This is a genomic window from uncultured Sphingomonas sp., assembly GCF_937871615.1.
In the GTDB taxonomy this organism is placed as follows: Bacteria; Pseudomonadota; Alphaproteobacteria; order Sphingomonadales; family Sphingomonadaceae; genus Sphingomonas.
The window spans coordinates 1-17,993 of record NZ_CALMPA010000036.1; the positions used below are offsets into that span (position 1 = coordinate 1).

General features: G+C 63.3%; 15 protein-coding genes. 8 read left to right on the top strand and 7 right to left on the bottom strand.

Annotated elements, in window-relative coordinates; all coding sequences use genetic code 11:
• From Q0316_RS09130 to copC, 3 genes are all read right to left on the bottom strand, one after another.
• A partial coding sequence (locus Q0316_RS09130; RefSeq protein ID WP_298671607.1) for a heavy metal-binding domain-containing protein occupies window positions 1-1,049 on the bottom strand: 1,049 nt, incomplete at its 3' end.
• A 217-nt stretch (window positions 1,050-1,266) separates the two neighbouring features.
• The gene (gene copD, locus Q0316_RS09135) at window positions 1,267-2,202 is read right to left on the bottom strand and encodes a copper homeostasis membrane protein CopD (RefSeq protein WP_298671575.1); all 936 of its coding nucleotides are present in this window, start codon (window positions 2,200-2,202) and stop codon (window positions 1,267-1,269) included.
• The gene (gene copC, locus Q0316_RS09140; protein ID WP_298671577.1) at window positions 2,202-2,573 is read right to left on the bottom strand and encodes a copper homeostasis periplasmic binding protein CopC; all 372 of its coding nucleotides are present in this window, start codon (window positions 2,571-2,573) and stop codon (window positions 2,202-2,204) included. Before copC ends, copD begins: the two co-directional genes overlap by 1 nt.
• Before the next feature lie 172 nt (window positions 2,574-2,745).
• On the opposite strand from copC, the gene Q0316_RS09145 reads away from it, so the two are divergent.
• The 5 genes from Q0316_RS09145 to Q0316_RS09165 all read left to right on the top strand — a co-directional run bounded on the left by Q0316_RS09145 (window position 2,746) and on the right by Q0316_RS09165 (window position 7,210).
• The gene (locus Q0316_RS09145) at window positions 2,746-3,027 is read left to right on the top strand and encodes a hypothetical protein (protein ID WP_298671580.1); all 282 of its coding nucleotides are present in this window, start codon (window positions 2,746-2,748) and stop codon (window positions 3,025-3,027) included.
• Window positions 3,024-3,464: a periplasmic heavy metal sensor gene (locus Q0316_RS09150; RefSeq protein ID WP_298671582.1), complete on the top strand. Its 441-nt coding sequence runs from the start codon at window positions 3,024-3,026 to the stop codon at window positions 3,462-3,464. Before Q0316_RS09145 ends, Q0316_RS09150 begins: the two co-directional genes overlap by 4 nt.
• Window positions 3,461-4,027 carry an RNA polymerase sigma factor gene (locus Q0316_RS09155; protein ID WP_298671586.1) on the top strand — a complete coding sequence of 189 codons (567 nt, stop codon included), beginning with the start codon at window positions 3,461-3,463 and terminating at the stop codon, window positions 4,025-4,027. The genes Q0316_RS09150 and Q0316_RS09155 overlap by 4 nt, the downstream gene beginning before the upstream one ends.
• A 130-nt stretch (window positions 4,028-4,157) precedes the next feature.
• Window positions 4,158-6,065 (top strand): copper resistance system multicopper oxidase, encoded by a 1,908-nt coding sequence (locus tag Q0316_RS09160; protein ID WP_298671588.1) that lies wholly within the window; start codon window positions 4,158-4,160, stop codon window positions 6,063-6,065.
• Window positions 6,062-7,210: a copper resistance protein B gene (locus tag Q0316_RS09165; RefSeq protein WP_298671590.1), complete on the top strand. Its 1,149-nt coding sequence runs from the start codon at window positions 6,062-6,064 to the stop codon at window positions 7,208-7,210. Before Q0316_RS09160 ends, Q0316_RS09165 begins: the two co-directional genes overlap by 4 nt.
• A 44-nt stretch (window positions 7,211-7,254) precedes the next feature.
• Here the strand turns inward: Q0316_RS09165 and Q0316_RS09170 are convergent, their stop codons facing one another.
• Window positions 7,255-8,385: a tyrosine-type recombinase/integrase gene (locus Q0316_RS09170; protein ID WP_298671610.1), complete on the bottom strand. Its 1,131-nt coding sequence runs from the start codon at window positions 8,383-8,385 to the stop codon at window positions 7,255-7,257.
• Between the two features lie 505 nt (window positions 8,386-8,890).
• Between Q0316_RS09170 and Q0316_RS09175 the strand changes: the two genes are divergently transcribed.
• The gene (locus tag Q0316_RS09175; RefSeq protein ID WP_298671593.1) at window positions 8,891-9,577 is read left to right on the top strand and encodes a hypothetical protein; all 687 of its coding nucleotides are present in this window, start codon (window positions 8,891-8,893) and stop codon (window positions 9,575-9,577) included.
• Window positions 9,578-10,647: 1,070 nt separating this feature from the next.
• On the opposite strand, the gene Q0316_RS09180 is transcribed toward Q0316_RS09175, so the two are convergent.
• The 3 genes from Q0316_RS09180 to Q0316_RS09190 all read right to left on the bottom strand — a co-directional run bounded on the left by Q0316_RS09180 (window position 10,648) and on the right by Q0316_RS09190 (window position 14,253).
• Window positions 10,648-11,991 (bottom strand): replication initiator protein A, encoded by a 1,344-nt coding sequence (locus tag Q0316_RS09180; protein ID WP_298671596.1) that lies wholly within the window; start codon window positions 11,989-11,991, stop codon window positions 10,648-10,650.
• Window positions 11,992-12,100: 109 nt separating this feature from the next.
• The gene (locus tag Q0316_RS09185) at window positions 12,101-13,120 is read right to left on the bottom strand and encodes a ParB/RepB/Spo0J family partition protein (RefSeq protein WP_298671599.1); all 1,020 of its coding nucleotides are present in this window, start codon (window positions 13,118-13,120) and stop codon (window positions 12,101-12,103) included.
• On the bottom strand, window positions 13,117-14,253 hold the full coding sequence (locus tag Q0316_RS09190) for an AAA family ATPase (protein WP_298671602.1): 1,137 nt from the start codon (window positions 14,251-14,253) through the stop codon (window positions 13,117-13,119). Before Q0316_RS09190 ends, Q0316_RS09185 begins: the two co-directional genes overlap by 4 nt.
• Before the next feature lie 326 nt (window positions 14,254-14,579).
• On the opposite strand from Q0316_RS09190, the gene Q0316_RS09195 reads away from it, so the two are divergent.
• Complete coding sequence (locus Q0316_RS09195) at window positions 14,580-15,425, top strand: toprim domain-containing protein (protein ID WP_298671604.1); 846 nt, start codon at window positions 14,580-14,582, stop codon at window positions 15,423-15,425.
• A 74-nt stretch (window positions 15,426-15,499) separates the two neighbouring features.
• Window positions 15,500-17,953: a strawberry notch-like NTP hydrolase domain-containing protein gene (locus tag Q0316_RS09200; RefSeq protein WP_367179675.1), complete on the top strand. Its 2,454-nt coding sequence runs from the start codon at window positions 15,500-15,502 to the stop codon at window positions 17,951-17,953.
• Window positions 17,954-17,993 lie beyond the last annotated feature (40 nt).

Consider the following 17,993-nt stretch of genomic DNA (forward strand, 5'->3'; position numbering starts at 1 on the left):
CGCTGGATCGGCGCGCGCGAGCGCTGCGCCTCGGCGACCATCTGGACGATCCGCGCGAGCATCGTATCGCGACCGATCCGCTCGGCGCGGATGACAAGCGCCCCGCTCTGGTTGAGCGTGCCGCCGATGACATTCGCCCCGGCCTCCTTGGCAACGGGCAAGGATTCGCCCGTGACCATCGATTCGTCGATTGCGGAACGGCCCTCTTCGACGCTGCCGTCGACCGGCACCTTCTCGCCCGGGCGGACGCGCAACCGGTCGCCGATCACGACCGCATCGAGGGAGATTTCCTCCTCTTGCCCCTCGGCGGTAATGCGGCGCGCGGCCTTGGGAGCGAGGTTAAGCAATGCCTTGATCGCACCCGAAGTGCGCTCGCGTGCGCGCAGCTCCAGCACCTGGCCGAGCAGCACGAGCACGGTGATGACCGCCGCCGCCTCGAAATAGACGGCGACCGTCCCACCCTCGCGGAAGGCGGCCGGGAAGATGCCCGGCGCGAGCGTCGCCACCATGCTGTAGGCCCAGGCGACGCCCGTTCCCATTGCGATCAGGGTGAACATGTTGAGGTGGCGGGTTTTGAGCGACAGCCAGCCGCGCTCGAAGAAGGGCCTGCCGCCCCACAGCACCACGGGCGTCGCCAGCAGCAGCTGGATCCAGGTCGATGCGCGCTCCGAAACGATATGGTGGAGCGCCGGGAAGAGATGCCCGCCCATTTCAAGGACCAGCACCGGGATCGCCAGCGCGAGGCTGACCCAGAAGCGGCGGGTCATATCGAGGAGTTCGGCGCTCGGCCCGGCATCCCCGGTAGCGATCTCCGGCTCGAGCGCCATGCCGCAGATCGGGCAGGCGCCCGGATGATCCTGCCGGATCTCGGGGTGCATCGGGCAGGTCCAGATCGTTCCCGGAATTACAGGCTCCGCCTCGGGTTTGGGCGCGCTCAGATAGCGTTGGGGGTCGGCGATGAACTTGCTTCGGCAGCCCTCGCTGCAGAAATGATAGTCGCGGCCTTCATGCGTGGCATGATGCGAAGTCGTAGTGGGATCCACGGCCATGCCGCAAACCGGATCCTTCACATCGGTGTCGGCCGGGGCGTGGCCGGCGCAGCAGCCGCTGCTGGAATGCGCATGGTAGTCGGCATGGTTCATCTGACGGTCCTCCGATGCGACCCCATGTGGGGCTTGACATCATGTCAGGGTCAAGGCCTTTTTCCCTCCACCTTCCGCGGCGAAGCTCTGGGCCAGGGCTATGCGAGGATCGCGATCATGCTACTCACATCGCCGATGCTGGCGGCTCGAGCGTTCCCAGCCAGGCAACGAACCCAAGGATCGTAATCGAGCAGCCGGCTTCGATCGACAGGCTGCGGCGAAGCGCATGCAGTGCACGGACATGGTCAGCCGCCGCTAGCGAATGCTCGAAAGCTGGCACCAGCCGGAAACGGTTGGCAGCGGCAAGCGCGACCATAGCGCCGAACAAGACGAGCTTGGCGATCAGCAACTGGCCGTAAAGGCTGCCGGGCAGCTTCAGGATGTTGGCCGGTCCGACCAGCAGCCAGCTGTTGACGAGGCCGGAGGCGATGATCGCGCCGACCGTGAGCGTTCCGACCAGCGAGAAGCCTTTAAGGGCGCGGTGTGACAGGATGAGATGGTCACGGTCGATCAGTTCCCGTCGCCGAAACACGAGCAGCAGAAGCGCGAGGAGCGCACCGACCCAGATGCCAGCCGCCCAGAGATGAACGATGTCGGCCGACAGGTGGAGCCAGCCGACCGTGCCCTCGTCCATCGCGCCGTGACCGCCCCAGGCCAGGCTTGCGAGCGCCAACGCCGAAGCCAGCACGACGAGCGACAAGGCTGTTGCCGGGCGTGGGCTGAGAACAAGCAAGACGACAAGGGCGATCAGTAATGCCGCCATTCGCACGAGCCAGGCGCTGCCAACACTCGTCGAGCCGACGATGGTCTTGAGAGTGCCCATATCCACCGAGGCGAGCGGAACGCCGGCCATGCCGGCCGCGAGTATCACCAGACCGCCAAGCGACAGCACCGCGCCAAGCACGGCGATGCACCATAGCCACGGGCCGAGCGCGATCGCGCCGCGGAAGCGCCGTTCCCCGCCGCGCAGCGCGTAGAGCGCGAACGCGGTGATGCCAAACAGCGCCATCAGGTCGAGATACAGCCCGAACCTGAGCGCGACCGCCCCGGCACCGGGCATCAGCGCACCCGGAAGCTGTAATTGCCCTCGACGCGGTGCGTATCGGTCGACACGACATGATAGCTGAGCTTGTAGCCTCCCGCCGTCAGTGCCCTGGGAAGGGTCACGATCAGCGTCTTGCCGTCGGCGCCGAGCGCTGCGCTGGCCGGCATTTTCATAGGCGTGTTCATCTTCATGCCCGGCATGTCGGTCATGACGAGATCGGCGCCCGAAAACTGGGCGACCAGTGATTCCGAAAAGACCAGTTGAACCGTCGCGGTCGGCGCGGCGACGCTGCCCGGCGCAGGAGTGGCGGAAACGAGCTTGGGATGGGCGTAGGCCGCAACCGGCGCTACAAGCAGTGCGGCGGCGACGATCGGTGCGAAGCGCATGTAACATTCTCCGAGAACCGGCAGGGCGCCGGCATTGGGGGATACGCATCTTCGGCGCGCAACCCTCATCGGTGCCCGCAGATATTTCGCGCGCCCCGCACGAGCGAATTTTTTGAGGGATTGCGTGGTCACGCGCGTAAGGGCGAGAAAAGGGGCGAGCGGAGCAGAGAATATGGTACAGGATTTGGACGCAGCCTTGCGGCGCCTTTCGGCCGCGCCGGTGCACCCCGGCCTCGAAGCGATCGAGAGCGCAGTGCTTGAACGGCTGCACCAGCGCGCGGCGCCGACCTCGCTTCAGGGCTTCGGTATCGGCGCGACGGCTGCCGTTGCTGCGCTGATGCTGGGGATAGCGAGCGGCGTACCGGCTCGGGCGTCGGCGTCGTCCAACACGCTGTCGCCTTTCGGTCCGTCGAGCCCGCTCGCTCCCTCGACGCTGCTCGCGGCAAGCCGGTGAATCCGTTTCGCTGGACGATCGTCATCGCGCTGGTCGCGTTCCTCGCTGGCATCGCCGGTGTGTATGTCGGCCACGCGCTGTTCCCCTCACCACAGGCGCAGGGGACCGAGCTTCATGAAGTGCTCCACCACCAGTTGCAGCTCGACGCGGCGCAGGAGTCGAAGCTCGAAGTGCTCGAGCAGCGCTTCGCGATCCGCCGCCGCGCGTTGGAACTCGAGCTGCGGGCCGCCAACGCGCGGCTCGCGGGCGCCATTCAGGCCGAGCATGGCAATGGTCCGCAGGTCGCCGCGGCAGTCGATGCGTCGCACGCCGCGATGGGCGAGCTCCAGAAAGAGACGCTCGCCCACATCTTCGCGATGCGTCAGCTTCTGCGTCCCGATCAGGCGGCTAAATTCGATAAGGCGGTGGTGAAGGCGCTGACCGTCGACGCTCGGTGACGCTCGACCTCACTGCCTTGACCGACGGCGAGCTGGCCGCGCTCAGCATCGCCGGGCGGGACACGGCGTTTGCCGAGATCATGCGCCGTCACCGCGAGCCCGTCTTTCGCATCATCGCCGGCAATATCGGCGACCGCGACGAGGCGCTCGACCTTGTTCAGGAATGCTTCGTCTCGGCGCACCGCGCGCTCCGGCGCTACGATCCCGACCGCGTGATGCGGCGCTGGCTCACCACCATCGCGCTCAACAAATGCCGCGATTGGCGCCGGCGCCGTATGGCCAGGCGCCTGCTCCTTTTTGCGCTCCCGCTCGAAGGCGCCGCCGAGATCGCCGAGGAGCGCAGCCTTCCCGATGCCGAAGTCGCAGCTCGCGAGGAGCTGGCGCGCGTATCGCGCGCAATCGCCGAATTGCCGGCGGCGCTACGCGAACCTCTGGTGCTGCACGTCTTGCAGGACATGAGCCAGGCCGAGACGGCAGCGACACTGTCGATCAGCGAAAAGGCGGTCGAAACCCGCGTGCGCCGGGCGCGGGCGAAGCTCGCGGAGCGACTGAAGGATCGATGACCTCGCGCCCTTGACCCTGACACGGTGTCAAACCCCATCTAATTTTCCGGGAAGGATGCGAGGGGCCGGCGCGTGCGCTGCGTAGTGCCTCTCGAACGTCCAGTTGCAAATCCGAAGGCCAGGAAAGACCATGAGCGAACCTATCGATCGCCGCCAGTTGCTGCGTGGCGCCACGCTGGCGGGAGGTGGGCTCGCGCTCGCGGCATGGATGCCCGCTTGGGCGCAGAGCGTGTCGCCCGGTCTCGCCGCGCCGCTGCCGACGGTTTCGGGCAACGACATCACGCTCAGGATCGCGCGCCAGACGATGATGATCGACGGCCGCCCATCGAAAGCGATCGGCATCAACGGCACCGTGCCGGCGCCGCTGATCCGGCTGCGCGAAGGCCAGAATGTCCGGCTCCATGTCGTCAACGATCTCGACGAGGACAGTTCGATCCATTGGCACGGCCTGCTCGTACCCGCCCAGTTCGACGGTGTGCCGGGCCTGTCGTTCCCCGGCATCAGGCCGCGTTCGACCTTCACCTACGAGTTCCCGATCCGCCAGTCGGGCACCTATTGGTATCACAGCCATTCGGGTCTTCAGGAGCAACTTGGCCACTACGGGCCGATCGTGATCGATCCGGCAGGGGTCGATCCGATCGCGGCCGATCGTGAGCATGTGATCGTGCTGTCGGACCATAGCCCTATCTCTCCCGAATCCATCTTCCGTCGCATGAAAGTCGATCCCGGCAACCTCAATTTCCAGAAGCAGACGCTCGCCGGCTTGCTCGCCGGCCGCGACCAGAGGCTCAAGGACCGGATGGACTGGGGCCGCATGCGAATGGACCCGACCGACATCTCCGACACGACCGGTGCCGCCTATACCTATCTCGTCAACGGCCACGGCCCGCGCGACAACTGGACAGCTTTGTTCAAACCGGGCCAGCGTGTGCGCCTGCGCTTCATCAATGCCTCGTCGATGACGACGTTCAACGTCCGCCTCCCTGGCCTCAAGTTGAATATCGTCCAGGCCGATGGGCAGAATGTGATGCCGGTCGAGGTCGACGAGTTCCAGATCGGCGTCGCAGAAACCTATGATGCGATAATCATCCCACCCGACGACCGCGCCTACACTCTGGTCGGCGAAGCGGTAGACCGCTCGGGCATGGCGCGGGCCACGTTGGCGCCGCGCGCCGGCATGACCGCAGACGTGCCGCCTCTGCGCAAGCGTCCGCTAGCGACGATGAAGGACATGGGCATGGACATGTCGAGCATGCCCGGGATGGAGGGGATGGACATGTCCGGCGGGATGGGACCGCCGCGCGACGTCGATCCCACCGCTGAGCAGAATCGCTCCGCCAAGCTCGCGGCGCCCGGCGCCACGGCAATGCCGATGCCGCCGGGGTCAATGCCCGGCATGGTCTCCGCAGACATGGCCGGGATGGACCATTCCAAGATGGGCGGCATGGATACAGGGTCGATGGGATCCATGGACATGGACTCCATGAAGATGCGCGACTTCTCGAACGCGCCGCAGGTCAGGAAGGGGCCCGGCGTCCAGACCATCGCGCCGATGCCCATCGACCGCACCGGTGAGCCCGGTCAAGGGCTCGAGGACGTCGGTCACAAGGTGCTGGTCTACAAGGATCTGATGGCGCTGGAGCGCAATCCCGATGTCCGCGCGCCCGGGCGCAGCCTCGACATTCACCTGACCGGCAACATGGAGCGGTTCATGTGGTCGTTCGACGGCGTGAAGATGTCGGATCACATGGAGCCGATCCCGTTCACCGAAGGCGAGCGCGTGCGGATCAACCTCATTAATGACAGCATGATGGCGCACCCGATCCATATCCACGGCCATTTCTTCGAGCTCGTCACCGGGCATGGCGATCACGCCCCTCGCAAGCACACCGTCATCGTCCAGCCGGGCGGCAAGGTAACCTGGGACTTCACCGCCGACGCGATCGGTGACTGGGCGTTCCACTGCCACCTCCTCTACCACATGCATGCGGGCATGATGCGCACCGTGAGCGTTCGACCGCATGGAGAGACAGCATGAGCCGGCCGTTCGCTGCGCTCGCCGCCGCCATCGCGCTGACGCTCGCTATGCCCGCCGCGGCGCAGGATATGCCGGGTATGAAGATGCCGGCGCCAGCGAAGGGGGCGGCGGCCGTCAAACCTGAAAAAGGGGCCAGCCCGAAAAAATCGTCACGCAGACCCGTTCCGCGACGCGAGCAGGCCACGAGAGCCATGCCTGAACCGGCAGTGCCCGCGGCCGTCACCAATACAGGGCCTCCTATGTCCGCAATGCCGGGCATGGCGGACAAGCCCAACTCCGACATGAAGGGGCAATCGCAGTCCATGCCCGGAATGGACATGTCGGGCGATCACGCCGGTCACGATATGGCGGGCATGCCTGGAATGACGATGCCTGCCATGGCCCAGGGCGGGACCGCGCTTCCCGCCGGGAACGCGCCAGCGCCGCCGCCACCGACGGATCACTATGCTGACCGCTATTTCCCGGCGACGGATATGAGCCGCGCACGCATGGCCATGATGCACGAGCAGGGCGGCCAGGCGCTTTACCAAGTGATGTTCAACCTCGCCGAGTATCAGGCGCGCCGCGGCCGCGACGGCTATCGCTGGGACGGCGAGGCGTTTGTTGGCGGCGATATCAACCGGCTGTGGCTGAAGTCCGAAGGCGCCGGTGTACTCCGCGATGGTGTCGAGAGCGCCGAGATCCAGGCGCTCTACAGCCGCGCAATCGGCCCCTATTTCAATCTGCAGGCAGGCGTGCGGCACGATTTCCAGCCGAGGCCCACACGAACCTATGCGACTGTCGGGTTCGAGGGCCTCGCGCCCTATATGTTCGAGGTCGAAGGCGCGCTGTTCCTCAGCAACAAGGGCGAGGTGCTCGGTCGGCTCGAAGGGTATTACGACCAGCGCCTCACACAGCGACTGATCCTGCAGCCGCGCGTCGAATTCAATCTCTCGGCACAGGACGTGCCCGAACTCCGGCTGGGGTCGGGACTGACCGATGCGGAACTGGGGCTGAGGCTTCGCTACGAAGTGAGCCGCCAGTTCGCGCCCTATATCGGCGTCTCCTATGAGGCGAAGACCGGCCGGACCGCCGACTTCGCGCGCGCGGACGGCAAGGATCCGGCAACCACGAGCTTCGTCGCCGGCGTGCGATTCTGGTTCTGAAGAGAATTGTTCACCGGTTGAAGCTTTTGAGACAAGCCTTCCCATCACTCGAGTTTCCCGAGCAGCCGTCCCGTCGCCCCAGCCTCGGCTGCCAAATTGCGATTATATTCGAGCGGCATGCGCGGGCTCTTCCAGCGTAGCGCGTCCATGATCCCCGCCAGCTCCTCACCAACACTGAACAGGTCTTGGTTGAGCCCGATCCGGGTGGAGTGGGCGCTAACGTCCTTGAGCAGCCGCGCCAGCTCCTCGGCTGACAGATCCGGGAGCGCGCCGCGGTAGAAGGCTCGCTGGATAATGGTACGGTAGAGCGGGCCGATTGAGCCGGGATGAAGCGCCCCCTCCCCCACGTCATATTCGACGCGCGCTGCCACCGCAGGCTTCGACAAAGTCTTGCGCAGATCCCAGGTCTCGCGGCTCGATATGCTGTCGATCCGCCGCCCCCTGACAGCCGGCCGCGCCTTGTACCGCCGCACCTGCACCCGCCGAAACAGCGCCCCGCTCTCGATTCCCGACGCGCGCTGCCACGCTGCGATCGCTGACACCGAGCGCGGGCTGAGGAACGCCGTTGCCCCCTCCCCTTCCTGATCGCCCTTGCTCCGCGCGATCATCAGCAATCGGGCATCGGGATCGATCGCCTCGATCATATGCTCGACCTGGACCGCGACCAGCTCCGAGGCGCGCAGCCCGGTGTCGTAGGCGACCGAGAGCAACGCGCGGTCGCGCAGCCCCGGCAGATCCTCGTCACACGCAAGCAGCAGCGCCCGGACATTGAGCCCGCGCGGGGCATCGCGCACGGCGTCGCGCACCGGTCCCTTGAACCTGAGCGGTCGCGCCTGTTTCTGCGCCGTGCCCTTTTCCCGTCGGATTGCCGCGAGGCGGAGCTTGACCAGCGGTGCCGGCGTCGGGTCGGTCAGACCCAGCAGCTGATGGATCTTGGCGATCGACGCCTTGTAGCGGCCAAGCGAGGCGGGCTTGCCCCCTTCCCCCGCACGCGTATCGAGATAGTCGGCCACGACTTCCGGCGTCGACGGCAAGGCCACTCGACTATTGCGCCTGCACCAGAGATCGAACGCCTCGAGATCTGATTTGAGCGCACGGATGCTGTGCGGTGACGAAGCCGCCTGGAAAGCGGCGATCAGCGCCTCGTCGATGACGATCCTTGTCCCAGCGCGCATCTGCACGACAGTCCAAGCAAGGTCGGCCGACGGCGCGATGACCGGCGGGGTCGCCTCAACGGCGGTTCCTGTGGTTTCTTGCCCTTCGTGGGCGGTTTCGGTGGTCACGGCGCCCCTCGCTCGTCGGCGACGCTTGTAGCCCACCTTATAAAGAGGCGTCAAATACGCTTATGTGATAACTGCAATTATCATATCTTCATCGTATAACAGTCCTTTAGAGAGCAACCAACGTGTGACTTACGTTGAGAACGTGATATCGGGAATCGTGAGCATTTGCCCTTCCCTGCCCGCTCTTATAGCGCTCGGCCGACTTGATGGCCGCCTGGCGAACAGTCCCGCCCGAGATATCTGGCTGGCACGGGCTAGGGTCGATGGGACGGCAACGATCGCGGGAATCGCGAGCCTCCCGGTCTCTGCCGATGATATCATGAACTGGATATGTGGGCGAGTACCGCCGCCGCGGCACAGCGAGGGCTTGAACGATCCAATGTCCGTCGCGGCCGTAATGCACTTCGCCCTGATCGCGCAAGAAATGCCGGAGGACGAGATCGCGAGGGCGTCATATCGGATTCTGCGCACGCTGCTCGATGACCGGGCAGAGGCCGAGCTTTGGGCTCCTGGGGACCTTGCGCGCTTCTCTGGGGCCTCCAGGGCGGCACAGAACGCGATCGTGGCGCCCTACCCTGCCCCGACCCTTCACGCGGTCGCTCAGAGGCTTCTGAAGGTCCAGGCGGCTCTGGAGGTGGCACCGGCGTCCGGCCGGACAGTTACGACGATTGACGGGCGGCAGATGGTGATCGAGCCGCAGAGCTTCGGTACGATCTGGCTTGTCGCATGCCAACTGCCTCGTGCGCTCGTTGCTGCTGGTGTCACCACCCACATACTGCCGTCGATGGTACAGCTCCCACGCTTCCTGCCTCGTTCCGTCGACGAGCTAGCCAACGCACTCGAGGTTTCAATTGGTCTGGCTAGCCGGCAGGGGTTGGCGGAGCTCGATCGGCTTGAGCGGCGCCTTCAAAGTTTGCCATCTGAGCTGCCAGTCACCAAGCGAAGCCGGCTCCCGGAGCTTTTGCGTTTGGAGCTCGCCTATCCGGGCCTTCGTGTTCCTGCGGTTTCGCGATTGCTCGGTGTCTCACCTCAGGCGGCGGCCAAGCTGGCGTTGCGGGCGCGGGAGTTGAGGAGCGGTGCCTAGGGTGATCGGCATGGGCACATGGCTGAGAACCCCCTGCCCTTCTCTTCTTCCAAAAAATCAAAATCAAAGAATCCGCCGCAGGCGTAACCGTTAATGGGGTTATATTTTAGAGTTAGAGAGTTACCGGGTGCCGAGGCGCGGCGAAAGTGCCGGAAATCTGGCGATTCGCGCCCTGTGGATAGAATCCGATAACACGACGATCGCGGCCCGATAACACGATGGGCAGATTCTAATAACACGACGTTCGCCACCTGAAAGCACGTTCGGCATCTTGAGGGGGTGTGGATAAGTCGATCCTGGTAGGCAAGCCACCCGCCTCTGTCGGCACAGGTTAGCGTTCCGATTCGCTTTTGGCGAACGAAGTCCAAACCCGCGATCCGGCCGAGCTGGCGTGTGCACTATCCCAGCGTGTTATCAGGAATGTCGAGCATCTGCCTCATCGTGTTATTGGGAATGCGATTTTGCCCCCCCTGCCCCGCGCTCGATCTTCGGGACTGACAGAACCAATCCAGGGCCCTTCATCTTGACGATCGTGCTGTCAGTAGAGAGCGGTCCCGATTTGGCCCAAACGCCCAAATCTCGGTGCTTTGAGCGGCAATGAGTTGTGCCAGTTCGATCGTGTTTTTAGAATCAGTGCAGGCCATTTGCCGAGCCGCGCACAACTACAAGCTCGTGGCGGTTTGGCCGCGCTCCTTGCTTTCAAAACACGCTGACGAGACGATTTCTGAAAACACGATGAGACCGGCGGATGCCAGTCTCTTCTTTCCACTGAGTTTGAGCTGCGGAGGGACATCGGTCGATCATGCTGGAGGCGCGTGAGCGGCGGCCGGAGAGACCCACCCGCTTGCTCACGGCTTGTCGTCCGAGGGCAGTGACCAGTCCATAATGCTGGTGACGTGTCGATCATGATGCGGTCGGACCGAGTGCATCGTCACAGTCCGGACGGGTGCCCGGCGTCCAATGGGCGCAGACGGTTTGGCGCACGCAGCAATCGGCGTGAGCCAGTCAGCTCGAAGTCAGCGGCTTTTCAGGAATCCTTTGGGCCGTCACGCGAATGGAGAGCAGCGCGGTTAGTAGCCGGGCAGGGTGTATTTGTTCCGCTCGTGATGTTTCTTCATGAACCCGTAGAAGCGCTTCGAATAGTTCCGAGGCATCTCGTCCGGGTTGCTGTTCAGGAAGGCATCGAACTGCTTGATGAGCACGTCGAGGTCCCAGCCCGGACATTCCGCCTTGATCGCGGCAAGGGTCTCGGGATCAAGAACCTCATGGGCTCGACCGCCGCGGCGGCGCGGTATGACGGCCGCAGCAGCGGCGTAGCTCGGGTCGTGAGGATCTTGGCTCGGCTTTGGATCGACGACCTTCAGGCCAGAGATCGCACGTTGAACCAGATCCCGGGTCAGGCCCGGATCGACAAGCTCCTCGACGAGGTCCTGACGCACCGGAGCCGTCGACTGCCTTGATGCGCCGTTGGACTTGGGGTTCGTTGCAGGACGGGGAGGGGAGGGCTTTGTCTCGCGCTTCTGCGTCGAAACGTCCTGATGTCTGTCCATGAAGCGGCGCATGACCATCTTCAGCTTGGGCCGCGGCGTCTCCGCACCAATCACTTCCAGGCTGATTTCCGGGAGGGTGTTCGCGCGTGCGAGTTCAAGGATCTTGTTCTTAAAGGAGGGCAGGGAGCTTTCGCTACCACTCTTCTGATGCAGTGTTTCAAAGCCGATCGTGAAACCTTCCGCACCGTTGCCGCCTGCATGCTTACGGCTAGCGCGATAGAGCCACTTACCGAGCCCGCTGGTGATTTCGAAATAGAGCGGGGAGATCGCCAACACATTGCGCTTGTCCATCACGCCATCGAAGAACCACTTCGATAGTGTGATCTCCATGCCGAGGGACCGCTGGGTGCGTTCGTCGACGAGATGGGTATAGCTGTCGATCCACGAGAACGTCGTCTCGCGCGTTTTGGAATTGGCTCGGATGTTCGTCTTGATGGTCGTCGCCTGAAGGCGATCCAGCGCGCCGATCAGTCTTTCATAGGCCCGGCCGCTTACGCCCCAGCAGATGCGCTTAAGCAGATCGCCGGGTTGCAGGCGGATCGTGGGTGAGAGGTCATTTTCCCCGCGTTCGCGCAACTCATTCAGATGCGACGCGAGATAGATCATGATGTCGGCGTCCCAGATCGTCGCCATGCCATATTCGGGATTCGCCGAAACGTGGACGGTGACCGACTTGTCCGGGCTCAGATACTCGATCGGCTTGATGCGCTTCTTCTTCGAGAGGCTGAAGAAGGGCCGCTGCATCGTCTCCTGATAATCTCGCAGCGAAATGTCGCTGAAATCAGGCAGCGTGAAGAACATCTCGAACTGGACACGCCTGCCATTCTGGGCTGGCGCTGTGCCGCCTGTATCATGCTCGCTCATGCGACGTCCCACGCGTGGGAAAAGCAGTCTAACACTTTGAAAACAGGAGGAAAATGCCCGTTTTTCAGAGTGGCGGATTTCGAACAGAATAAGGCGGCGTCAAGCCCCATCAGCGACCGGACCTTTTCAAGATCTTGGCCTTCTCAACCAGCGGCCGAATAGCTTCAAGGATATCGTCCGCAGAGAGATCGGTCGGGTTGATGGTGATGGTGAGCCCTCTGGCGCGGTCGCGGTCAACCTGGCCAATCGTAGCGCCCTTGGCCTCGATCGTCGCCTTCTGGACGCGACCGCTACGACTTGCGGCAGTGGCCTTGATCAGCCGGGTGACGACTTCACCACCGCTAATGGGCTCCTCGTCCCCCGATTGACGGAAGCTCTGTTCGGCCGCGATGTCCTTGGCCGCCAGCTCCATCTTCTCGCGCAGCGCAGGTGTGCGAAGGGGAGGGAGCAGCTTGTCTCCATGACGCACCTGAAGATCCATCGGTGAGCTGAACGCACTCACGATCGATTGGGGGATTTCAGTCAGCCCGATGTACCGGGACAGCATGGACTTCGACAGCTTTACGCGATCAGCCAGCCTGGCTTGCACCCCTTCATAGTAGGTCTCGACGGCCGCCTTGTAGTTCGCACCGCGCTCGAGATCGGAGATGTCCTCCCGCTCCCGGTTTTCGATGTCCGCCAGCCTGAAGGCGGCTTCGTCGTCGAGATCCTCAATGATCGCGACAAGCTCGATGTCTGGATAGTGGTTGGCATTCAGCCAGGAGATTGCCCAGTGCCGGCGCGTACCGATGACGAGCTCATATTCGAGCGCGGCATTCTTGGTACGCCGGACCACCACCGGGATACGATTGCCGTTCTCGGCCTGGATCGAATCGATCAGGCTGCGAACGCGATCCTCGGTCAGCAAAGCGTAGTCCCGCGCGTTGCCCGGCCAGATCGAACATTCGGCGGGCTTTAGCCGAATGGTGGGACGCTTCACCATCCGGGCAGCTTCGGTGAACCCCTCCAGACGCCGTGCGGTGAAGGAGCGAGCCGATCCGCCCTGGGGGGTATCGGTCTGTTCCGGCGTTACCTCAGGTGCCGAAGCCGGTGCCGCCAAGGCCTCGCTGATTGCTGACCGCCGGCTCATGCTGCCGCACTCGCGACCGTATCACCCGCCCGCTTGACGATGCTCTGTGAAGGCCATTGCTCGCGGATCTGCTGCAGAACCTCTCCGAACACAGCATCGAGATTGTCGCGGCATCGCTGATACGTTGCGTGGGCCGCTGACGGCTTGCTCTCATAGATGGACCGGAAAGCCTGCGTCGCGTTCTTGATCTCTTCCGACGCAAGAATGGGCTGGCTCAGCAGAAAATTGGCGTAGGTTGCCTGCATCATCTTCCACATATCGGCTTCGCCCGGCTTGCTTGGCGTGTAAGCAGAGCAAACCACGCGGATGAAACCGTAATCGACAGGCGTACCGTTCTCTTCGAGAATCTCGATATTGTCAGCGATCGTATCCATAAAATGGATCGTCGACAAATAATCGAGCTGTCGCGCCGGAACAGGCACGAGGAGGCCAGTTGCCGCCGCCATCACATTCAATCCGAGAAAACCCATCGCAGGCGGCGGATCGAGCACGATCACATCGAAGTCTTTGATTATGCTCTGGATGCCGATGCGAAGCCTCTGCAAGCCCTCACGAACAGCCTGACCGCCTTCACGCAGGGTCGCCGTGAGATCCCATTCGGCGTCCTGAAGTCCAAGGCTCGAAGGCACGATCTTGATCGTGGGCCACGCCGTATCGTGGATCGCCTGCCGGAAATCGTCGAAAGTGCTGCGCGGCGAGAGGAAATTGCCGAGCGTCTTCTCTTCATCAAACAGCGTCTCAGGCTGAATATCGAACATGGTCGTGGTCGATGCCTGCGGGTCGCAGTCAATCACCAGCACGCTATATCCGTGAAGCGCCAGGTAATCGGCGAAGTGTTTGGTTATGGTGCTTTTGCCAACACCGCCCTTGAAGTTCTGCACGGCCACTACGACGGCGTCTTCATACGCCGCTTTGCCAGGCCGGATGTGCAGCGCCTCTCGGATCATCGTCAGATCTTCAAGCGTGTAATATCGCCGGCCGTTGCCCAGTTGCTTAGGCGGTGCCAATCGGCCTTCCTTTTCAGCCTTTGCAAGTGCTTCGGGAGTGCGACCCACCAACTCGGCCGCCGCGGTCGGTCCGAAGGTCAGATCCAGAACCTTCCGGTCCTCTGGTTTGAACACGACCGACTTCACGCGGTCTCGCATGTTCTCGCACGAGCGCGTCATCGTTCGAAGCGTGTTTACGGTGTACGACATCCGCGCGTGTCTCCCTTCGAATCAAGCCGCCTTGATCCGGTTAGCGTTTCATGAGCAAAAATATCTGCAAAAGTCAAACCGAACGGAGAATCTGCGCACAGTCTCCTAATCGACGCCGCCGGAGCCCCTCAATCGGGAATCGCCGGCCCCCGCAAATTGAACAACCCAACCTTCACGGTTGAGTGCCAGTTCTCATAGTATCTTTCGGGCGCTGACGGGGAAGAGAGGAGGGGGACTGACAGGAGCGAGCAAGGAGATGAACCATGCCGCTCACAGCCAGGCGCCCATCACAGCAACTTGTCGATCTCGTCGGATCCCTCGGAGGCACATGGTCAGGATATCGCGCCATGTGTCGTTGCCCGGCGCATGCCGATGACGATCCGAGCCTTTCAATTCGCCAAGGCGATCGCGGCATCCTCGTGACTTGCTTCGCAGGTTGTTCACGAGATGATGTCCTGCGTGAACTGCGCCGGGTGCGCATTGGCCAACATTTTGCGATCCCGCAGCAGGATCGGCCACCAGGCAGCGCCAACGTCACGCGCATTTGGGATGAGGCGGTCGACGTCAGAGGGACGCTCGCTGAGGGTTACCTTGGGCGACGGAACCTGCTGCCGGCGCCTCCCGATGTGCGGTTCCATCCCCGCTGCCCCTATCTGCCGAAGCCGAAGACCATTTATCGGCCCGCATTGCTGATCGCCGTTCGGGAGATCCGACAGCTCGTCGCGATCCAGCGCAATTTTCTCGACCCTGTGACGGCCGAGTGCCTGCGCAAAGTCATGCTCGGCGAGCCGAGGAGCGGGGCATGGCGGGGCAGGGCAGGGGGCACCACTCTTGCGATTGCCGAAGGCTTCGAGACCGCTGACGCCTACTCGCGGATCAACCACATGCCCGGTTGGGCATCGCTCGGCGCGCGGAGGCTCGATCAACTGGTCATCCCGTCAGCCATTACGACATTGCTGATCGCAGAGGACAATGATCCCGAAGGGCGCCGCGCCGCGGCATCCGCCGAAGCGAAATACGCCCGGCCGGGGCTCGTCATTCGCCGCGATCCGCCGCCGCCGGACTACAAGGATTGGGCGGAACTCCTCGATGCGGACCGCCGGACCTGATCCCGGCACGGAGGGAGAGGAGGGGGATCGAGGCTGTGTCGCTGCGACAGTGCAGCCGCGCAGGAGATTCCTACATGACCGATCTTTTCCAGACCGCCGAACGTGGCGACCGCGCCGCTGCGCGCATCCTCCTACCTGCACTGGTTTCCGGTGACCCGGTCACCCGGAGGCATCTCAACGAGGCCATGGTGCAGGCGTTTGGCGGAACCGACTCCGATGGGCGCTGGACTCAGCGCGCGAGCTTCGAGGTCCTCGAGCACGCACTCGCCCTCCATCTTCGTGGCATGTCCGCGCCTCTGACGACCTTCGCCCATGTCGCGGCCCGGATAGAGCTCGCACAGCGACTTCCCACCCAGACGGTGCGCAGCGAAGACCAGATCGAATGGCAGCAATTTTCCACTCCCGTCGACATCGCAGCCGTCGTGACCTTGCTGGCCGGGGTTCGGGATGACGACGTCATTCTGGAGCCGAGTGCCGGCAACGGTCTGCTCATAGCGCAGATCGGCACCCATCGGTCGCTGCATCTCAACGAACTCGATCCCGTTCGCCGCGACCGTCTGCGTGACGCGTTCCCTGGAGCCACAATAACGGGTCACGACGGCGCGGTCCTCGATGCCGCGCTTGGCGATGCACCGCGTCCTTCCCTGATCCTCATGAACCCGCCGTTCTCGCGGTCGCTCGGCCGGGGCATCGATGATCTCGCGGCAGTCCGGCATCTGCAAGCTGCGCTCCGGCGCCTCCAATCGGGCGGGCGTCTAGTTGCCATCATGCCGGAATGGTTCGGGGCGACCACGCGCATGCGCGACCAATATGAGACGGTGCTGCGCGGCGCGACTGTCCAGACGTCGATCCGCCTCGAGGGCTGCTATCACAAGCACGGTACGTCCATTGCGGTCAGGATCTTCGTGATCGACAAGGCGCCGGGTTCCGTGACGCCGGAGGTGATCCAGGCGGGCTCGATCGCCGCCGTTCTCGATAAGCTCACGATCACCCCGCGACTCTCTCTCACCCCTGCGCAGTCCGTCGCTACACCAAAGCGGGGTGGCGGCATTTCGCTCTTCAGGGCGGTAAAGAGCGCCAAGCCTGCACCCCGCGCCTTCCACGCGCCTGTCCGCAATCACGTCCTGCCCGTCGGCTACACCAGGCTCGAAACCCCGGCGCCGCTGCTTGAACAGACCGGAGTCTATCTGCCCTATCGGCCGAGCCGACTGGTTTTCGACAAAGCGGGCGAACATCCGACAGCGCTGGTTGAATCCGTGGCCATGGGATCGATCCCCGCGCCGATCCCAGATTATGTGCCCTCGCTGCCGGAGCGGACGGTCACCGAGCGTTTGCTCTCGGCCTCCCAGCTCGAAACCGTCGTGTACGCCGGACATGCCTGGGCACAGACGATCCCAGGGCGTTTCACGCCAGACAAGGATGGCGTTGGCCTCACCATTGCGGAAGAGGGCCGTGGTTACCGCAAAGGCTTCTTCCTTGGGGACGGCACAGGGGCCGGCAAGGGTCGCCAGATCGCCGCGACCATTCTGGATAACTGGTTGCAGGGTCGACGCCGAAATATCTGGGTGACCAAGAACGCGCCCCTCCTCGAAGATGCCCGCCGCGATTGGACGGCGCTCGGCGGGCTCGCCGGCGACATCCAACCCATATCGAACTGGAAGATCGACGAGCCTATCAGGCTCGATCAGGGTGTCCTTCTGGTCACCTATCCGACGCTTCGATCGATGCGCGGCGAGCACAGCCGGCTGAAGCAGATCATCGACTGGGCCGGCGCCGATTTCGATGGCGTCATCGCGTTCGACGAAGCCCATGAGATGGGGGGTGTCGCAGGTGGCGAAGGTGCGCTCGGCGCCAAGGAGGGCTCGCAGCAAGGCATCTGCGGTGTTCGCCTCCAGAACCATCTGTCCGATGCGCGGATCCTCTATGCGTCCGCCACCGGTGCGTCTGAGGTTAACAACCTCGCCTATGCGGTGCGGCTCGGACTGTGGGGGCCGGAAACAGCCTTCGCCAATCGCGAGCACTTCATCTCCAGCATCCGTCAGGGTGGGATCGCCGCCATGGAACTGGTCGCCCGCGATCTTAAGGCGACGGGGCTCTACATGGCGCGTGCGCTAAGCTTCGCCGGCGTCGAATATGAGATCCTGCGGCACGAGCTGACGACCGCACAAATCGAGATCTACGATACTTACGCCAACGCCTGGTCCATCATCCATCGGAACATGGAGAAGGCGCTCGAACTCACCGGCGTCGTCGACGGTCTCGAAAATGCGACCCTGAACAGCGGCGCGAAGGCATCGGCCCGCTCCCGCTTCGAATCCACCAAACAGCGCTTCTTCGGCCAGGTGCTTCTTTCAATGAAGCTGCCAACCGTCATTGCCGCGGTCGGTGAGCATCTCGCGGCCGGTCAGTCCGTTGTGCTCCAACTCGTGACGACCGCGGAGTCCATCCTAGATCGGCGCTTGAGCACGCTCAGTCCCGATGAGCGTGTAGATCTCGAGATCGACCTGTCGCCTCGCGAATACGTCTAATGTTGAGCTCAACATTACAGTTGTTCTTTGCAGTCGCAGT